Here is a 17,968-nt window from a genome sequence, read left to right as displayed (position 1 = left end):
AACGGGACCGCCCGTGCCGCAGGCCACGTGCCGTCGACCTCACGACCGGTCGCACGGCGGTGCGCCACGCGGCGCACACGCATTGAGCACTTCAGGCACTACATGTCGGGCAGCCGCCACGGCTCGCCGCGCGGAGCACCTTGTGCGCGCCCGGCCGGCGAGGATCAGCGGCAATCATACCATCGTGCGCGCGCCATTCCGCCCGCCGCGCCGCGATGCGCCGGGGCCGCCGGGGTCATTGGCGCCGCCGTCGCCATCGCCGCAATCAGCGATTCTGCCGCTTTCGTCGATGGGGCACGCCTGCGCGTGGGCAATCGTGCTGGCGTCGGCACTCGCGTGCTTCTCATGCCGCTCGCTCTTTTTAGCGTCCTGCGCGCGGTGCACCCAGCTCGAAAGCAGCGAGGCGAGCACGATGCACGCGCCGCCCGCCCACTCGCGCGGCCGCGGCGTTTCACCCGCGAGCAGCCACGACGAGAGTGCGGTCACCACGATCTCGAACAGCATGATGATCGATGCGCGGTTGGCCGGCACGCGCGCGAGACCGTACTGCACGAGCATATTGTTCGAACTGAGCAACAAGCCGAGCAGGAGTACGAGAAACACGATGCGCGCGAGCGACTCGCCGCCGTGCAGCACCGGCATCGGCTCGAATTGCGACGCCACCGTGCCCAGGATCGCCGCCCCGCAGAAAATCACGGCGGTGCGCATCTCGGGCTTCATCTGCGGCAGCACGCGGCTCGTCTTCACCACGAGCACGTTGCTCATCGCGAAGCCCATGCCGCCGGCCAGCCCCGCCCATTCGGCGGCGCTGGCCGGCAACGGCACGCCCAGCTTCGGCGACCACAGCATGAGCACCGCGCCCGCGAGCGACAGCGCGGAGAGCCCCGCACCGTGCCATGTGAGGCGCTCGTTCAGGATGAAATGCGCGAAGATCGCGGTCCATGCCGGGGTGAGATAGAAAAGCAGCAGCACGCGCATCACTTCGCCGTGGATCGCGCCCCACACGAAGCCGATATTGGTGACGCCCGCCGCCAGTCCCAGCATCGGCAGCACCCAATGCCAGCGCACCGTGGCGATCGAGCGGCGGCGCAGCAACAGCACGAAGAGACACCCCGCCGCGCTGGTCGCCGCCGCGGCGGCCGTGCCCGTCAGGCCGAGGCTCGCCAGCGTGCGCAGCGGATACCAGATCACGCCCCACACCGAGGCGCCGATCATGATGGCGAGCGTCGGCCAGCCGGACTTCAGGCTCGTGCTCATCGCACAGCCCTCCCGTTCAGCGCCGATACATACGCCGCTTCGTACACCGCTTCGTACACCGCTTCGTACACCAATACGTACCCATACGCCGATTCGCAGATAGCGCGCATCGGTCGATTTCCAGACTGCATACCTATCCTTTTTTATTCCCGATTGTCCTGCTTGTCGGCCTGCTTGTTGTCGTATATGCGCTATGCGCGGCATGTCATGCGCAGGCGACCTCCGCCGCCGAAGCGCGCCCACCGGGTCTCGCGGGACCCTCGAGCCCATATTCCCGGCCATGTGCCTCGCCCGCGCACACGCGAGAGCGTCCGCAGGCAGCGCATCGCCAAGTTATACTTCACGCTTTTCCAGCCGCAGCAGCCACAGCCGACGCACGACAGGCGTTGCGCCGCCGCGATCCGCTCCACCCATGCCGGATCGCCCCGCCAGGCGCAGCAGAAACCGGCCATATCATGGCCATGTCATGGTCACGTCGTCGCCGGAACCGGGCCGCCATGCCGACCCTTGCGCCGCGCGCGGTCCACCCGTCTTTCGCTTTTCGCCCGCCAAGCCAGTGAATCCGCTACTCGACTCCCTCCAGCCCTACCCTTTCGAAAAGCTGCGTGCGCTCTTCAAGGACGTCGCGCCGAATGCTGGCCTGCGCCCTATCAGCTTCGGAATCGGCGAGCCGAAACATCCGACGCCCGCGCTGATCCGCGACGCCATCGTCGCCTCGCTCGACGGCCTTTCGGCCTATCCGGCCACGGCCGGCAGCCCGGCGCTGCGCGAAGCGATCGCGAAATGGGTGACTGAGCGCTACGGCCTGCCCGCCGTCGACGCCGCCACGCAAGTGCTGCCCGTGTGCGGCTCGCGCGAGGCGCTCTTCGCGCTCGCCCAGGCGGTCGTGGATCCCACGGCGGCAGCAAGAGACCCAGCGGACCCGGCAAGGCGGCCGATCGTACTCTGTCCGAATCCGTTCTACCAGATCTACGAAGGCGCCGCGCTGCTCGCGGGCGCCGAACCGTACTTCGTGAACAGCGATCCGAAGCGCAACTTCGCCTGCGATTATTCGCAGGTTCCCGAAGACGTCTGGGCGCGCACGCAGCTGCTTTATGTCTGCTCGCCGGGCAACCCGACCGGCGCCGTGCTCACGCTCGACGACTGGCGCGAGCTGTTCGCGCTGTCCGAGCGCTACGGCTTCGTGATCGCCTCCGACGAGTGCTACTCGGAAATCTACTTCGACGAAGCGAATCCGCCGCTCGGCGGCCTGGAAGCGGCTCACCGGCTCGGCCGCGGCTTCGAGCGCCTGATCATGCTCTCGAGCCTCTCGAAGCGCTCGAACGCGCCCGGCATGCGCTCGGGCTTCGTCGCAGGCGACGCGGCGCTGCTCAAGCAATTCCTGCTCTACCGCACGTACCACGGTTCGGCCCTCTCGCCGGTCTGGCAGTCCGCCAGCATCGCGGCCTGGGGCGACGAGGCGCACGTGCGCGAGAACCGCGCGAAGTACGTGCAAAAATTCTCGACGATCACCCCGATGCTCGCCGACGTGCTCGACGTAAAGCTGCCCGACGCCGCGTTCTATCTCTGGGCCAACGTCGCGCGCACTGGCCTGTCGGATACCGCGTTCGCCCAGCGCCTCTACGCCGACTATAATGTTACGGTTCTGCCGGGCTCGTATCTCGCGCGCGAAGCGCATGGCGCGAATCCTGGCAAAGACTTCGTCCGCATGGCGCTCGTCGCCGACGTCGAGGAGTGCATCGAGGGCGCGCAGCGCATCGTCGACTTCTGCCGCTCGCTCGGGTAGTAACGCGCAGCAAAGCCACTTCCGTACGCGCGCCCGTCTCCGGGTGCGCGAGCCATCGCATTTGAACTCACACGAAACCACCACCATGTCGCAACAACTTCAGCAGATCATCGATACCGCCTGGGAAAACCGCGCCGACTTCTCGCCCAAGTCCGCCCCGAACGACGTGCGCGAAGCCGTCGCCCACGTGATCGCGGAACTCGACCGCGGCGCGCTGCGCTGCGCCGAGAAGAAGGACGGCGACTGGGTCGTCAACCAGTGGGTCAAAAAGGCTGTGCTGCTGTCGTTCCGCCTGGAAGACAACGCGCCGATGCCCGCTGGCGGCTACAGCCAGTTCTACGACAAGGTGCCCTCGAAGTTCGCCAACTACACGGCCGAAGACTTCGCAGCGGGCGGCTTTCGCGTCGTGCCGCCGGCCATCGCGCGCCGCGGCTCGTTCATCGCGAAGAACGTCGTGCTGATGCCGTCGTACACCAACATCGGCGCCTATGTGGACGAAGGCACGATGGTCGACACGTGGGCCACCGTCGGCTCGTGCGCGCAGATCGGCAAGAACGTGCACCTCTCGGGCGGCGTGGGCATCGGCGGCGTGCTGGAGCCGCTGCAGGCCAACCCGGTCATCATCGAAGACAACTGCTTCATCGGCGCGCGTTCGGAAGTCGTGGAAGGCGTGATCGTCGAAGAGAACTCGGTCATCTCTATGGGCGTGTACCTCGGCCAGTCGACCAAGATCTACGACCGCGAAACCGGCGAAGTCTCGTACGGCCGCATCCCGGCGGGCTCGGTCGTCGTGGCCGGCAACCTGCCCTCGAAGGACGGCTCGCACAGCCTCTATTGCGCCGTGATCGTCAAGAAGGTCGATGCGAAGACGCGCGCCAAGGTCGGCCTGAACGAGCTGCTGCGAGGCGACTGATGGCGAAGGCCGCAAAGACCGTCGTCGTCTACGGCATTCCGAACTGCGACACCGTGAAGAAGGCCCGCGTGTGGCTCGAAGAGCACGGCGTCGAGTTCGAATTCCACGACTTCAAGAAAGCGGGCGTGTCGAATGCGCTGGTCCAGGACTGGCTGAAGGACGTATCGCTGGATCAGCTCATCAACAAGCGCGGCACGACCTGGCGCGGGCTGTCCGAGGTGCACAAGGCCGAAGCCGATACCACCACGGGCGCGATCGCGCTGATGATCCACAAGCCGTCGATCATCAAGCGCCCGGTGCTTGCCGTGAATGGCCGCGTGAAGACGCTGGGCTTTTCCGCCGAGCAGTACGAAACGCTGTTCGCTTGAGCGAAACGCCGTTCGTTTGAAAGACGCTGCTCGCCTGAACGCGGTGCTCGCTGTTTGAGCGCCGCGTGCGCACGATGAACGCCCGCCGAGCTCCTTTAGCGCGCGCGTTTGCCGAATCGGGCGCACACTGTTATCCCTTGCTGTTGCCGGCCCCTGTTCGATCAGCGGCGCCGGCATTTTTATTGAAAGTGGTTCATTCATGTCCGCCACCCTCGCCCTTACCGAAGCCCTGATCGCACGCGCGTCCGTGACGCCCGACGACCAGCACTGCCAGCGCATCATGACCGAACGCCTCTCCGCGCTCGGCTTCGCGTGCGAAACGATCGAATCCAACGGCGTGACCAACCTCTGGGCCGTCAAGCGCGGCACGGCGGGCACCGAAGGCCCGCTGCTCGCCTTCGCGGGCCACACCGACGTCGTGCCCACGGGCCCGATCGAGCAATGGAGCTCGCCGCCGTTCGAGCCCGCGCACCGCGACGGCAAGCTCTACGGTCGCGGCGCCGCCGACATGAAAACCTCGCTCGCGGCGTTCGTCGTGGCAAGCGAAGAGTTCGTGGCGGCGCACCCGCAGCATCGCGGCGCGATCGCCTTTCTCATCACGAGCGACGAAGAAGGCCCCGCGACCGACGGCACCATCAAGGTGGTCGAGGCGCTGCAGGCGCGCGGCGAAAAAATGGACTACTGCATCGTGGGCGAGCCCACTTCCACGCACACGCTCGGCGACTGCGTGAAGAACGGCCGGCGCGGCTCGATGTCGGGCAAGCTCATCGTGAAAGGCGTGCAAGGTCACATCGCGTATCCGCATCTCGCGAAGAATCCCGTGCATCTGCTCGCGCCGGCGCTGGCCGATCTCGTCGCCGAAAAATGGGACGACGGCAACGAATACTTCCCGCCCACCACGTGGCAGGTCTCCAACATCCATAGCGGTACCGGCGCCTCCAACGTGATCCCCGGCCACGCCGACGTGATGTTCAACTTCCGCTTTTCGACGGCAAGCACCGTGGAAGGCCTGCAAAAGCGCGTGCATGCGATTCTCGACAAGCACGCCCTCGAGTACGACCTGCACTGGAGCGTGAGCGGCCTGCCCTTCCTCACCCCGCGCGGCGCGCTCTCGAACGCGCTCGAAAAAGCGATTCTCGACGAGACCGGCGTGAGCACCGAGCTGTCGACCACGGGCGGCACGTCCGATGGCCGCTTCATCGCGCGCCTGTGCGAGCAAGTGGTGGAATTCGGGCCGCTCAATGGCAGCATCCACAAGATCGATGAGCATATCGAAGTAAAATTCGTCGATCCGCTCAAGAACGTGTACCGCCGGGTGCTGGAACAATTGATCGCCTGAGCGGCAACTGAGAGGCAACCGAGCGGCAATCGCGCCTGCCGGAATATTGCTGGAGTAAAAAATATGACCCATCCGCTAGCCACGACCTTTTCCACCGTGCGCGACCTGCTGCGCTACGGCGTCTCGCGCTTTTCGGCCGAGCAGCTCGCGTTCGGCCACGGCACGACCAACGCCTATGACGAAGCCGCGTACCTGATCCTGCACACGCTGCATCTACCGCTCGACCTGCTCGATCCATTTCTCGACGCGCGCCTCGCGCCCGAGGAAGTCGACCGGGTGCTCGCGGTGATCGAGCGCCGCGCGAATGAGCGCGTGCCCGCCGCCTACATCACGCAGGAAGCGTGGATGCACGGCGTGCGCTTCTATGTGGACGAGCGCGTGATCGTGCCGCGCTCGTTCATCGGCGAGCTGCTCGAAGACGGTTTGCAGCCCTACGTTGAAGATCCTGAAGCGGTCACCGCCGTGCTCGAGCTGTGCACGGGCTCGGCAAGCCTCGCGATTCTCGCCGCGCACGCGTTCCCGAACGCCGACGTCGACGCCGTCGACCTCTCGGCGCCCGCGCTCGAAGTCGCCGCGCGCAACGTGCGCGAGCATGGCCTCGACGAGCGCATCGCGCTTTTCGAAGGCGACCTTTACGCGCCGCTGGCCGAGCGCCGCTACGACGTGATCATCACAAATCCGCCATACGTGAACGCCGAATCGATGCAGGCGCTGCCGCCCGAATACCGCCACGAGCCGGAAATGGCGCTCGCGGGCGGCGCGGACGGCATGGACATCGTGCGCCGCATCATCGGCGAAGCGCGCAACTGGCTCACCGACGAGGGCGTGCTCGTGGTGGAGATCGGCAACGAGCGCGCGAACGTGGAAGCGGCGTTCGGCGGTCTCGAACTCGTCTGGCTCTCGACGAGCGCGGGCGACGACCAGGTTTTCCTGATCCAGGCCGCGGACCTGCCGGTCTGAGCATGGAGCAGTAGCTATCAAGCGGTGTTCCTGGGCGTTCAAGAACGCTCCGGAACACCGCGGCGCACCGCAACGCACGACCTGGCCGGCGGCACGCAAACACGCCCCCCCGATTGGCGCAAAGCCGGCGCGCAAGCCGAGGCGCCACCGCCCGACAGGGTTCGGTAAGATGGACGTTTCCCGGCTCACGCGGCATGGACGCAGCACAGACGTTTAGCGTTTCGCACGATCCGCAGTCGCGCCAAGCGCCGCCCGGCTTCAGGAGCGTCCCGCGCCTTTATGCGATTCGACTGGTCAACCCTCGGCACCCTGCTCGCGATCATGCATCTGCTCGGCCTGATCGCGGCGTGCCACGCCATCCTCAACACACGCACCTCGCAAGGCGCAATCGCCTGGGCCGTCTCGCTCGCGACGATGCCCTACCTCACGCTGGTCCCCTATCTGTTCCTTGGCCGCAGCAAGTTCGAGGGCTATGCGGACGCGCGGCGGCTGCGCAACGAAACCTTGCGTTCACGCGCGCATGTGCCCGCCTGGAGCCGACCCGGCGGCACGGCAGACGAGCTCGTCAACGTGGGCGACTGGCCAGCCGACGAATTGAGCACGCGCGTGATCCGCACGTTCTCGCACCTGGGCGGCATGCCGCTCGTGCCGGGCAACACGGTGCGCACGCTCGTCAACGGAGAAGCCACGTTTGCCGCGATCTTCGACGCTATCGAACAAGCGCGCCATTACGTGATCGTGCAGTTCTTCATCGTGCGCGCCGACGCACTCGGCGACATGTTCAAGGACATCCTGCTCGCCTGCGCCGCACGCGGCGTGCGCGTCCTGTTCCTCTATGACAGCATCGGCAGCTTCGACCTGCCTGCGAGCTACGTGCACGACCTGCGCGCGGGCGGCATCGAAGTCCACCCGTTCTCGACGAAGCGCCGCTTCGTCAACCGCTTCCAGCTCAACTTTCGCAACCACCGCAAGATCGTAGTGGTGGACGGCGAGCGCGCCTTCGTGGGCGGCCACAACGTGGGCGTCGAATATCTGGGCGCGAAGCCGCCCCTCTCGCCGTGGCGCGACACCCATATCGAGGTACGCGGGCCGGTGGTGGCCAACATCCAGTTCGCCTTCACCGAAGACTGGTACTGGGTCACCCAGCAACTGCCGGGCTGCGAGCCGCCGGCAGTCAAGTCGCAAGTCAAGCCGCACGACGGCGATGACATGTACTGCCTCGTGATGCCCACCGGCCCCGCCGATCGTCAGGAGACCTGCTCGCTCTTTTTCGTCGAGGCGATCAATGCCGCGAAAAAGCGCATCTGGATCACCACGCCCTACCTCATTCCGGATGAAGCCGTGTTCTCGGCGCTGCGCCTCGCGGCCCTGCGCGGCGTGGACGTGCGCATCATGATCCCGAGCCGGCGCGATCACTTCGTGGTGTTCGAGGCCTCCACGCTCTATGCCTTCGACGCGGTGCGCGCGGGCATTCGCATCTTCCGCTACAAGCCGGGCTTCCTGCACCAGAAGGTGGTGCTGATCGACGACACCGCCGCCGCCATCGGCAGCGCGAATCTGGATAACCGCTCGTTCCGGCTGAACTTCGAAATCATGGTGCTGACCGTGCACCGCGGCTTTGCCTCCGAAGTGGAGGCGATGCTGCTGCGCGACTTCGAGGATACGTTCGAGATCGACCGCAGCGAATACCGCGACGCCCACGCGTGGCGCAAGATGTCGATGCATGTCGCCCGCCTCTTCGCGCCAGTACTGTAACGAGCCCGCAAGCGAGCCTGCCTTTACAACAGTTGCTCGATGTCCGCCGCGATGGCATCGGGTTTCGTGGCCGGCGCATAGCGCTTGACGACCTTGCCGTTGCGGTCCACGAGGAACTTCGTGAAGTTCCATTTGATCCGCCCAATGCCGAGCAATCCCGGCGCCTCGCCCTTGAGCCATTGATAGAGCGGATGCGCGTTCGCGCCGTTCACCTCGATCTTCTCGAACATCGCAAACGTGACGCCGAAGTTCTTCTCGCAGAAGGCGCCGATCTGCGCGGCGTCGCCCGGCTCCTGCTTGCCGAACTGGTTGCACGGAAAACCGAGCACCGCGAGGCCGCGCGCGGCATACTGCTCGTGGAGCTTCTGCAAGCCCTGGTACTGTGGCGTAAATCCGCATTCGCTCGCCGTATTGACGATCAGCATGATCTTGCCCGTGTACTGCTCGAGACTCACCGGCGTGCCGCCGCCGAGCGGCGCGGCCGAAAACGAATAAACCGTCGACATCTGGCTCTCCCAACGAAAGCGCCAGTCTACGTGAGAAAACCGGTCCACCGCACCCTGGCCGAACGACCCAATGCGCCGCCGCCCAGCGTTAGCCGTCCGGCCGATGCCGAGGCAAGGGCCGAGCAGCCTGCGCTGCCCGAGTTACGCGCCCCGAGCTACGCGCCCCGGGCTGCGCGCCCCGGTTAAAATAGCGCTTTACGTTTTGTCCGTGCTGGCGCTCTCGTGATCCGCTTCAATCAATTCAGCCTTGCCCGCGGCACCAAGCCGCTTTTCGACCAGACCTCGTTCACCCTGAATCCGGGCGAAAAGGTCGGCCTCGTCGGTGCCAACGGCGCGGGCAAGTCCACGCTCTTCGCCGTGCTGCGCGGCGAACTGCATGCGGATGCCGGCGACTTTTCGATGCCGCCGTCGTGGCAGATCGCCCATGTCGCCCAGGAAACGCCGGCGGTCGAAAAGAACGCGCTGGAATACGCGCTCGATGGCGACGCCGCACTGCGCGAAATCGAGGCGCGCATCGCCTCGGCCTCCGCAGCCCACGACGGCGCGGCCGAGGCCGAGGCTCACGCCGCCTTTGCCGACGCCGACGGTTACACCGCGCCGGCGCGCGCCGAGGCGCTGCTGCTCGGCCTCGGCTTCACCATGGAGCAAACGCAACAGCCCGTGGCGAGCTTTTCGGGCGGCTGGCGCATGCGCCTGAACCTCGCCCAGGCGCTGATGTGCCGCTCGGACCTGCTGCTGCTCGACGAACCCACGAACCACCTCGACCTCGACGCAATTGTCTGGCTCGAAGACTGGCTCCAGCGCTATCCCGGCACGCTCGTCGTGATCTCGCACGACCGCGAGTTTCTCGATTCCGTCTGCAACGTCACGCTGCATCTGGAGAACCAGCAAGTCAAACGCTACGGCGGCAACTACTCGCAGTTCGAGATCCTGCGCGCGCAACAGCTCGCGCTCCAGCAAAGCGCCTACGAAAAGCAGCAAAGGACCGTCGCGCATCTGCAAAGCTTCATCGACCGCTTCAAGGCGAAGGCCACCAAGGCGCGCCAGGCGCAAAGCCGCGTCAAAGCGCTGGAGAAGATGGAGCTTATCGCGCCCGCGCACGCGAGTTCGCCGTTCACGTTTGAGTTCCGCACGCCCGATTCCGCGCCCAACCCCATGCTCGTGATGGACAGCGTGCGCTGCGGCTACCGCGCCGACGACGGCAGCGAAACGCCCATCGTCGGGGGCGTCGCGCTGTCGATCCAGAACGGGCAGCGCATCGGCCTGCTGGGCGCGAACGGCCAGGGCAAGTCCACGCTCATCAAGACGCTCGCCGGAACGCTCGCGCCGCTCTCGGGCGAGCTGCGCACCGGCAAGGGCCTGCAGATCGGCTATTTCGCGCAGCACCAGCTGGAAACGCTGCGCCCCGACGACACGCCGCTGCAACATCTCGCGCGCCTCGCGCCCGATACGCGCGAGCAAGAGCTGCGCGACTTTCTGGGCGGCTTCAACTTTCCGGGCGAGATGGCCACCGCGCCCATCGCCCCGTTCTCGGGCGGTGAGAAGGCGCGCCTCGCGCTCGCGCTCATCATCTGGCAGAAGCCCAACCTCCTGCTGCTCGACGAGCCGACCAACCACCTCGACCTTGAAACGCGTCACGCGCTCACCATGGCGCTGGCGCAGTTCGAAGGCACGCTGATCCTCGTCTCGCACGACCGGCATCTGCTGCGCGCCACGACCGACCAGTTCATGCTGGTGGCCAAGCACCGCCTGCAACCGTTCGACGGCGACCTGGACGATTACCGCGACTGGCTCCTGCAGCACGCCGCCGAACAGCGCGCGGCCATCAAGAGCGCGGCGCTCGGCACGGCAAATGCACTCGATGGCGCAAACGCCGGCGACGCCGGCGTGAACCGCAAGGAACAGCGCCGCCAGGAGGCGGAAACGCGCCAGCGGCTCTCGCACCTGAAAAAGCCGCTGCAGGCGAAGATCGGCAAGATAGAAAAGGAAATGGACACGCTCAACGCGGAGAAAGGCACGCTGGACGCGTTCGTCGCCGACCCCGCCAGCTACGAGCCGACGCAAAAGACGCGGCTGACCGAAGCCATCCGCCGGCAGGCCGAGGTCCAAACACGCCTCGAAACGCTCGAGGCCGACTGGCTCGAGGCACACGAGGAGCTCGAGCAGATCGGTTGACGCATCGCGGGCTGGCACAGCGCCGCTTGCGCACGCACCGGCCCGCCCCGCATCTTTACCGACGCGTCGGCCGTTTTGCCGGTGTCGTAGTCAGCGCAACGGTCAGGAGCCTTCAGAAGTCTTCAGGAGACAAACGAGTGTCGATACCCGCCGCATTGCAAGGCCTACGTGTTCTCGATCTGACCCGCCTCCTGCCCGGGCCTGTGGCCACACTGCGCCTCGCAGAAATGGGCGCCGACGTGCTGAAGATCGAGCCGCCCGGCGCCGGCGACGCGGCGCGCAACATGATGCAAAGCGCCGAGGATGAAATCGCGGGCCGCCCTGGCGCGTTCTACCGGCTCGTCAACCGCGGCAAGCGCGAGACGCGCCTCGACCTCAAGTCCGAAGGCGGTCGCGCGGTGCTGCTCGCGCTCGCGCGTGACGCCGACGTGCTCGTGGAAAGCTTCCGCCCCGGCGTGATGGAACGGCTCGGCCTCGGCTACGAAACGTTGCGCGCGAATAATCCCAAGCTCGTCTACTGCGCGATCACCGGCTATGGCGCAAAAGGTCCGTTCTCCGACCGGGCGGGCCACGACCTGAACTACATCGCCTACGCGGGCGTGCTCGACCAGATCGCCACGCGCGAAGGCGAACCCGTGCTGCCGAACTTCCAGATTGCCGACCTGCTCGGCGGCGCGCAGGCCGCACTCACGCAGATCCTCGCCGCGCTCTGGCACGTGGCGCGCGGCGGCGAAGGCCGCTTTGTCGACGTTTCCATGGCGCACCAGGCGCATGCGCACAACGTGATGGCCCAGGTCGCCCTCGCCAACGACGACGCAGCGGCGCTCCAGCCCGGCGGCGGCCTGCTCAACGGCGGCGTGCCCTGCTACAACCTGTACCGCACGCAGGACGCGCGCTGGCTCGCGGTGGGCGCGCTCGAGCTGAAATTCTGGCAGGCGCTGTGCGCGGCCATCGGTCGCGACGACTGGGCTCAGCGGCACTGGAGCCTCGGCCAGACGCCAGGCGGCTCGGACGCAGTGGCGCTCACGCGCGAGCTTGCCGCGCTCATCGCCGGCGAGACGCTGCAGACGTGGATAGACCGGCTCGAGGTGATCGATTGCTGTGTTTCGCCCGTGCTCACGCCTGGCGAAGCCGCCCAGCATCCGCTGTTCAACCCCGAGGTGCTGCAAGCGCTGCTGGACGAGGCCGCCGCCCAGCGCGAAGCCGCGGCACGCCACGCAGCCGGCCAAGGCACGGCTACACCCGCTTCCGCGCCCGGCGGCGGCCAGGCGCAAACCAGCCAGCCGCCCGGCAAGAAGCCTTTCAACTATGGTCCGTGGGGTTGAGTGATCTACCGGAAGACGAAAATGGGCGCTTGACGACTCCGAAGCGGAGTATCAAGCGCCCATTTTCACGATGGCTGAATGAGGTGAAGTCGCGAACCTACCGGCGCGGCAGAGTCTGACGTGGCGCGCGTTCGTCGTCGTAAAGCACGTGCTTGCGGCCTTCCACATGATGCGCAATGGTGCTGCGCACCTGCGCCGCCGTAACGTTGCCGGCCACCACCTGACGCGAAATACGGCCGTCGCTGTCGATCCATTCGACGATGCGACAGCTGTCGCCCCAAGGTTGCAAAAGCGGCTCGGAGACCCGGCAGCCGCGCACGACGATCGAGCTGCCGCCGATGCCGAAAGACGATTCTGTCTGTTTCAAAGTCGCTATCCTTTCCGCTGGATGCGGGTTGAGCATCCGCGCAAGGATAGGGAAATCGCAAAACGAAAAGGTTACATTACGTACCAGGGTTGTTACTAATCATTACGCGACAGACCGTTCCGTGGCATCCGGTTTATTCAAGCTCGCGCACGCGATCGATGGCTTCCTCGATTCGCTCGACAGCAAGCACGTTCAATCCCTCGATCGGCTGTTTCGGCGCATTGGCGCGTGGAATCAGCGCACAGGTGAAGCCGAGCTTGGCCGCTTCCTTCAGACGATCCTGGCCGCGCGGCGAGGGTCGAATCTCGCCAGCGAGCCCCACTTCGCCGAAAACGATCAGGCCCTTGGGCAACGCCTTGTTACGCATCGATGAGTGAATGGCGAGCAGCACGGCGAGGTCGGCGGCCGGTTCGGTGATCTTCACGCCGCCCACCGCATTCAGAAAAACGTCCTGATCGAAGCAGCCGATACCCGCATGACGATGCAGCACCGCCAGCAGCAACGCGAGGCGGTTTTGCTCCAGCCCGACCGCGAGGCGGCGCGGATTGGGCACCTGTGCCGTATCGACGAGCGCCTGCACCTCCACGAGCAGCGGCCGTGAGCCCTCCTGCGTCACCAGAACACAGGAACCGGGCACGCTTTGCTCATGTTGCGAGAGAAACAGCGCCGACGGATTGGCCACGCCACGCAGCCCGCGCTCGGTCATCGCGAACACACCCAGCTCGTTGACCGCGCCGAAGCGGTTCTTGAACGCGCGCACGAGCCGGAACGACGAATGCGTGTCGCCCTCGAAGTACAGCACCGTATCGACGATGTGCTCCAGCACGCGCGGGCCCGCGAGATTGCCCTCTTTCGTCACGTGGCCGACCATGATGATGGCCGTGCCCGACTGCTTGGCGATGCGCGTGAGTTGCGCTGCGCACTCGCGCACCTGCGCAACGGATCCGGGCGCGGACGTGAGCGCCTCGGAATAGATCGTCTGGATGGAGTCGATCACGGCGACATCGGGCTTTTCGGCCTCGATGGTCGCCTGGATCTTTTCGAGCTGGATTTCGGCGAGCAGTTGCAGCTCGCTCGCCCTCGAACCCGGATCGAGCAGCGCCAGCCGTTGCGCACGCAACGCTATCTGCGCGGCGGACTCCTCGCCGCTCACGTAGAGCGCGCGCCGCTCGGCCGCGATCTGCGCAAGGGACTGCAATAGCAAGGTGGACTTGCCGATACCCGGGTCGCCGCCGATCAGCACCACGCCGCCCGCGACCAGCCCACCGCCCAGCACGCGGTCGAACTCGCCGACACCCGTGGTGAAACGCGGCACATCGGACGCTTCGATGTCGGCCAGACGCCGGACCGGCGCGCTCTTCGCGAGCGACTGATAGCGATGATTGCCGGCCGGCTCCGCAACGCTTTCCACCAGCGTGTTCCACGCCCCGCACGCGGGGCACTGCCCTTGCCACTTCGGCGCCTGCCCGCCGCATTCGGAACATATATAGAGCGTCTTCGCCTTCGCCATGCTTTTTGCCATGGTGCCTTTTTCTATTGCGTGTTTCTGCTTTTGTTTGCCTGTGTCTGCGGCTGTTTGCTTCCGCCGGCTTGTGCCTGGCCTGTACCTGGCCTGTGCCCCGCTTGCGCCCGGTTATTCCGCGCGCACCGGCACGCGCGGCGCGACCGCGCACATCAGCTCATAGCCGATCGTGCCGCAGGCTTGCGCGACGTCGTCGATTGGCAGATTCGCGCCCCACAGCTCGACGCGCGCCCCCACGCCCGCGCCCGGCACCAGCGTGAGGTCGACCGTGAGCATGTCCATGGAGACGCGCCCCACCACGCGCGTGCGCACCCCATCGACGATCACGGGCGTGCCCTCGGGTGCGACGCGCGGATAGCCATCGGCGTAGCCACAGGCCACCACGCCGATGCGCATCGGCTGGCGCGCCGCGAAGGTCGAGCCGTAGCCGACAGCCTGCCCTTCGGCGATCGTCTGCGTGGCGATGATTTCGGAGGCGAGCGTCATGGCAGGCTGCAAGCCGACGCCCTCCAGCGCCGCGGCCACGCCCGAAGGCGAGGCGCCATACAGAATGATGCCGGGGCGCACCCAGTCGAAATGCGATTCGGGATGCCAGAGCGTCGCCGCCGAGTTCGCGAGGCTGCGCGTGCCCGCGATGCCCTGCGCACCGCGCTCGAACGCCGCCAGCTGTTCGCCGACGCCGCGCGGCGTGTCGGCGTCCGAAAAGTGCGTCATCAACGTGATCTGGCCGATGCCGGGGCAAGCCCGTGCCCGCTCCCACGCCGCGCGGTATTTCTCCGGCGTATAGCCGAGCCGGTTCATGCCGCTGTTCATCTTGAGCTGAACGTTGAGCGGCTTGGAAAGACGCGCCATTTCGAGCATGCGCATCTGCTCGTCGCAGTGGACGACGGTGGTGAGGCTATAACGGTCGATGACGTCGATGTCGGTCGGCCGGAAAAAGCCCTCGAGCAGCAGGATCGGCCCGGCCCAGCCCAGCTCGCGCAATTTCACCGCCTCTTCGAGGTCGAGCAGGCCAAAGCCATCGGTTGCGCGCAGGCCGGGAAACGCGCGTGCAAGTCCATGCCCGTAAGCATTGGCCTTGACCACGGCCCAGATTTTCGACTGCGGCGCGTATTTGCGGACGACGGCGAGATTATTGGCGAGCGCGGTGGTGTGAATCGTGGCAGAGAGGGGGCGAGGCATGGGAGATTTTTCGTAAAGACGCTTTCGAATCAGGAGCTTACAGGGTGTTTTCAGCGCCCGGCAGGCCCGCCTGATGGGCGGTCAAGGAATGTGCTAGTCCGAACCACACTATTTTCGTGATATAAAGCCCTGCGCACAACCCATTTCGAACGTAATAAGCCCGGATGCCTCCACCTGTCCGGGGCGGACGGACCGCAGCGAGGAAAGCATCGCATCAGATGAAAAAAGGCTTTTACACCATCATGGCCGCGCAGTTTTTTTCGTCGTTGGCCGACAATGCGCTCCTCATCGCTGCAATTGCACTGCTGAAAGACCTCCACGCTCCGAACTGGATGACGCCGCTGCTCAAGCTGTTCTTCGTCCTGTCCTACGTTGTTCTTGCCGCATTCGTCGGCGCCTTTGCCGATTCGCGCCCCAAGGGCCAGGTCATGTTCATTACGAACACGATCAAGGTGGTGGGCTGCGCCATCATGCTCGCCGGCACGCATCCGCTGTTCGCCTATGGGGTGGTGGGTTTCGGCGCGGCGGCCTATTCGCCGGCCAAGTACGGAATTCTCACGGAACTGCTGCCGCCTGAGCGCCTCGTTGCCGCCAACGGCTGGATCGAAGGCACCACCGTCGGCTCGATCATCCTCGGCACGGTGCTAGGCGGCGCGCTCATCAGCCCGCACATCGCCGCCCACGTGATCCGCCACACGCCCGCCTCGATCAGCACGCCCGCCGAAGCCGCGATGCTCGTAATCATGGTCATCTACGTCATCGCCGCGCTCTTCAATCTGCGCATCCCCGATACCGGCGCGCGGTACCCACGCCAGCAGCACGGACCGATCCGCCTCATCACCGACTTCGCCGACTGCTTCAACACGCTCTGGCACGACAAACTCGGCCAGATTTCGCTCGCGGTCACGACGCTCTTCTGGGGCGCCGGTGCCACCTTGCAGTTCATCGTGCTGAAGTGGGCCGAAGTGTCGCTCGGCATGTCGCTCTCCGAAGCCGCAGTGCTGCAAGCCGTGGTAGCCGTCGGCGTCGCCGCCGGCGCGATGATCGCCGCCGCGCGCGTGCCGCTCAAGAAGTCGCTCTCGGTGCTGCCGGTGGGTATCATGATGGGCGTCGCCGTCATGCTCATGGCGTTTTACACGCGCAACCTGTTTCCGCCGCACTGGGGCCTGCATATCGGCCACATGCGCATTCCGGGTTACCTCGTGGTCGCCTATCTCTTCCTGATGGTGGTCGGCGCACTCTCCGGCTTCTTCGTCGTGCCGATGAACGCGCTGCTCCAGCATCGCGGCCACGTGCTGCTCTCCGCCGGCCATTCGATCGCCGTGCAGAACTTCAACGAGAACCTCTCGGTGCTCGTGATGCTGTGCCTCTACGCCGTGCTCGTCTGGCTCGACGTGCCGGTGACCATCGTGATCGTGCTGTTCGGCACGTTCGTCTGCCTGATGATGTGGCTCGTGATGCGCCGTCACCAGGCCAATCAGCGCTCGTTCGACTCGGTTGCGCTGATCGGCGAAAATCATCACCATCATTGAACTGCGGATGGCAAATTGGCTGCGGCGGAGCCTGGCAACGCGCGCCGAATGCACCCGGCAGGCACAAAGCCTGAAGCATCCGGCCCCAGTGGCTCGCCCCCGTAATCGACTCTTTCCAGCGCCTGCGCGGCGGTGGCCTGGCGGCCCGGAGCGCGGCGCATTTGCGACGCTGCCATGACCTCACCGATTTCCAATGTCCTCACGATCGCCGGCTCCGATTCGGGTGGCGGCGCAGGCATCCAGGCCGACCTCAAGGCCTTCTCCGCGCTCGGCGCCTATGGCGCGAGCGTCATCACCGCGCTCACGGCGCAGAACACGCGCGGCGTCACCGCTATCCACGCGCCCGATGCGGGCTTCGTCGCGGCGCAACTCGACGCCGTGTTCGAGGACATCCGCATCGACGCCGTGAAGATCGGCATGCTTGCCAACGCATCGATCGTGCGCGCCGTCGCCGCTGCGCTGCGCCGCCACCAGCCGCCGCGCATCGTGCTCGACACGGTCATGATTTCGAAGAGCAATCACGCGCTGCTCGCGCCCGAAGCCGTGGCGGCACTGCGCGAGGAATTGCTGCCGCTCGCGGGCGTCGTCACACCGAATCTGCCCGAGGCCGCGGCATTGCTAGGCGTGGCGCCCGCAACCGACGAAGCCGCGATGGTCGAGCAAGGCGAGGCGCTGCGCGTGCTCGGCGCGCAGGCGGTGCTGATGAAGGGCGGGCATCTGGGCGGCGCCGACAGCCCCGACTGGCTGATCGAAGCCGGCGCAACGCTGCGCCTGGGCGGGCCGCGCATCCCCGTGACGAACACACACGGCACGGGCTGCACGCTTTCGTCGTCAATTGCCGCGCTGTGGCCGCAGCAGCCGACGCTCGCGGATGCCGTCACGCAGGCGAAGTCGTACCTCACCGGTGCGCTCGAAGCGAGCGAGCGGCTTGCCGTGGGCCACGGCGTGGGTCCGGTGCATCACTTCTGGCGCTGGTGGTGA

Annotated in this window: 15 protein-coding genes; 10 read left to right on the top strand and 5 right to left on the bottom strand. The window is 66.0% G+C overall.

Annotated features, from left to right (window positions below; genetic code table 11):
- Positions 1-174: 174 nt before the first annotated feature.
- Entirely contained in the window at positions 175-1,257 is a 1,083-nt protein-coding gene (locus tag L5014_RS09320; RefSeq protein WP_238463337.1) for a DMT family transporter, read from the bottom strand.
- Positions 1,258-1,813: 556 nt separating this feature from the next.
- On the opposite strand from L5014_RS09320, the gene dapC reads away from it, so the two are divergent.
- The 6 genes from dapC (at position 1,814) to cls (ending at position 8,378) form a co-directional block, all read left to right on the top strand.
- Positions 1,814-3,043 carry a succinyldiaminopimelate transaminase gene (gene dapC / locus L5014_RS09315; RefSeq protein ID WP_238463493.1) on the top strand — a complete coding sequence of 410 codons (1,230 nt, stop codon included), beginning with the start codon at positions 1,814-1,816 and terminating at the stop codon, positions 3,041-3,043.
- 85 nt (positions 3,044-3,128) lie between these two features.
- On the top strand, positions 3,129-3,956 hold the full coding sequence (gene dapD / locus L5014_RS09310; protein WP_112172816.1) for a 2,3,4,5-tetrahydropyridine-2,6-dicarboxylate N-succinyltransferase: 828 nt from the start codon (positions 3,129-3,131) through the stop codon (positions 3,954-3,956).
- Positions 3,956-4,324 (top strand): ArsC family reductase, encoded by a 369-nt coding sequence (locus tag L5014_RS09305; RefSeq protein ID WP_238463336.1) that lies wholly within the window; start codon positions 3,956-3,958, stop codon positions 4,322-4,324. The genes dapD and L5014_RS09305 overlap by 1 nt, the downstream gene beginning before the upstream one ends.
- 199 nt (positions 4,325-4,523) lie before the next feature.
- Positions 4,524-5,663, top strand: a complete 1,140-nt coding sequence (gene dapE / locus L5014_RS09300; RefSeq protein ID WP_238463335.1) for a succinyl-diaminopimelate desuccinylase — start codon at positions 4,524-4,526, stop codon at positions 5,661-5,663.
- 63 nt (positions 5,664-5,726) lie between these two features.
- Positions 5,727-6,623 (top strand): 50S ribosomal protein L3 N(5)-glutamine methyltransferase, encoded by an 897-nt coding sequence (gene prmB, locus L5014_RS09295; protein WP_238463334.1) that lies wholly within the window; start codon positions 5,727-5,729, stop codon positions 6,621-6,623.
- 279 nt (positions 6,624-6,902) lie between these two features.
- On the top strand, positions 6,903-8,378 hold the full coding sequence (gene cls / locus L5014_RS09290; protein ID WP_238463333.1) for a cardiolipin synthase: 1,476 nt from the start codon (positions 6,903-6,905) through the stop codon (positions 8,376-8,378).
- A 23-nt stretch (positions 8,379-8,401) separates the two neighbouring features.
- Here cls and L5014_RS09285 read toward each other — a convergent pair whose 3' ends face one another.
- Positions 8,402-8,884, bottom strand: coding sequence for a glutathione peroxidase (locus tag L5014_RS09285; RefSeq protein WP_238463332.1), 483 nt, complete (start codon positions 8,882-8,884; stop codon positions 8,402-8,404).
- 222 nt (positions 8,885-9,106) lie between these two features.
- Between L5014_RS09285 and L5014_RS09280 the strand changes: the two genes are divergently transcribed.
- Entirely contained in the window at positions 9,107-11,059 is a 1,953-nt protein-coding gene (locus L5014_RS09280; RefSeq protein WP_238463331.1) for an ATP-binding cassette domain-containing protein, read from the top strand.
- A 137-nt stretch (positions 11,060-11,196) separates the two neighbouring features.
- Positions 11,197-12,384: a CaiB/BaiF CoA transferase family protein gene (locus L5014_RS09275; protein ID WP_238463330.1), complete on the top strand. Its 1,188-nt coding sequence runs from the start codon at positions 11,197-11,199 to the stop codon at positions 12,382-12,384.
- A 97-nt stretch (positions 12,385-12,481) separates the two neighbouring features.
- Here L5014_RS09275 and L5014_RS09270 read toward each other — a convergent pair whose 3' ends face one another.
- From L5014_RS09270 to alr, 3 genes are all read right to left on the bottom strand, one after another.
- Positions 12,482-12,751: a DUF2866 domain-containing protein gene (locus tag L5014_RS09270; protein WP_238463329.1), complete on the bottom strand. Its 270-nt coding sequence runs from the start codon at positions 12,749-12,751 to the stop codon at positions 12,482-12,484.
- A 133-nt stretch (positions 12,752-12,884) separates the two neighbouring features.
- Positions 12,885-14,261 (bottom strand): DNA repair protein RadA, encoded by a 1,377-nt coding sequence (radA, locus tag L5014_RS09265; protein ID WP_238463492.1) that lies wholly within the window; start codon positions 14,259-14,261, stop codon positions 12,885-12,887.
- A gap of 123 nt (positions 14,262-14,384) precedes the next feature.
- Positions 14,385-15,455 carry an alanine racemase gene (alr, locus tag L5014_RS09260; RefSeq protein ID WP_238463328.1) on the bottom strand — a complete coding sequence of 357 codons (1,071 nt, stop codon included), beginning with the start codon at positions 15,453-15,455 and terminating at the stop codon, positions 14,385-14,387.
- A 218-nt stretch (positions 15,456-15,673) separates the two neighbouring features.
- On the opposite strand from alr, the gene lplT reads away from it, so the two are divergent.
- Together lplT and thiD are read left to right on the top strand one after the other, a co-directional pair.
- Positions 15,674-16,987 carry a lysophospholipid transporter LplT gene (lplT, locus tag L5014_RS09255; RefSeq protein ID WP_238463327.1) on the top strand — a complete coding sequence of 438 codons (1,314 nt, stop codon included), beginning with the start codon at positions 15,674-15,676 and terminating at the stop codon, positions 16,985-16,987.
- Between the two features lie 174 nt (positions 16,988-17,161).
- The gene (thiD, locus tag L5014_RS09250; protein WP_238463326.1) at positions 17,162-17,968 is read left to right on the top strand and encodes a bifunctional hydroxymethylpyrimidine kinase/phosphomethylpyrimidine kinase; all 807 of its coding nucleotides are present in this window, start codon (positions 17,162-17,164) and stop codon (positions 17,966-17,968) included.

It is taken from the genome of Paraburkholderia tagetis (assembly GCF_022213065.1).
Taxonomy (GTDB): Bacteria; Pseudomonadota; Gammaproteobacteria; order Burkholderiales; family Burkholderiaceae; genus Paraburkholderia; species Paraburkholderia tagetis.
This window is presented reverse-complemented; position numbering and strand designations above follow the sequence as displayed.

Excerpts from the sequence above, each read along its gene's own strand:
- L5014_RS09320 (WP_238463337.1), bottom strand. The coding sequence starts at position 1,257 with ATGAGCACGAGCCTGAAGTCCGGCTGGCCGACGCTCGCCATCATGATC.
- dapD (WP_112172816.1), top strand. The coding sequence starts at position 3,129 with ATGTCGCAACAACTTCAGCAGATCATCGATACCGCCTGGGAAAACCGC.
- L5014_RS09305 (WP_238463336.1), top strand. The coding sequence starts at position 3,956 with ATGGCGAAGGCCGCAAAGACCGTCGTCGTCTACGGCATTCCGAACTGC.
- dapE (WP_238463335.1), top strand. The coding sequence starts at position 4,524 with ATGTCCGCCACCCTCGCCCTTACCGAAGCCCTGATCGCACGCGCGTCC.
- prmB (WP_238463334.1), top strand. The coding sequence starts at position 5,727 with ATGACCCATCCGCTAGCCACGACCTTTTCCACCGTGCGCGACCTGCTG.
- cls (WP_238463333.1), top strand. The coding sequence starts at position 6,903 with ATGCGATTCGACTGGTCAACCCTCGGCACCCTGCTCGCGATCATGCAT.
- L5014_RS09285 (WP_238463332.1), bottom strand. The coding sequence starts at position 8,884 with ATGTCGACGGTTTATTCGTTTTCGGCCGCGCCGCTCGGCGGCGGCACG.
- radA (WP_238463492.1), bottom strand. The coding sequence starts at position 14,261 with ATGGCGAAGGCGAAGACGCTCTATATATGTTCCGAATGCGGCGGGCAG.
- alr (WP_238463328.1), bottom strand. The coding sequence starts at position 15,455 with ATGCCTCGCCCCCTCTCTGCCACGATTCACACCACCGCGCTCGCCAAT.
- lplT (WP_238463327.1), top strand. The coding sequence starts at position 15,674 with ATGAAAAAAGGCTTTTACACCATCATGGCCGCGCAGTTTTTTTCGTCG.
- thiD (WP_238463326.1), top strand. The coding sequence starts at position 17,162 with ATGACCTCACCGATTTCCAATGTCCTCACGATCGCCGGCTCCGATTCG.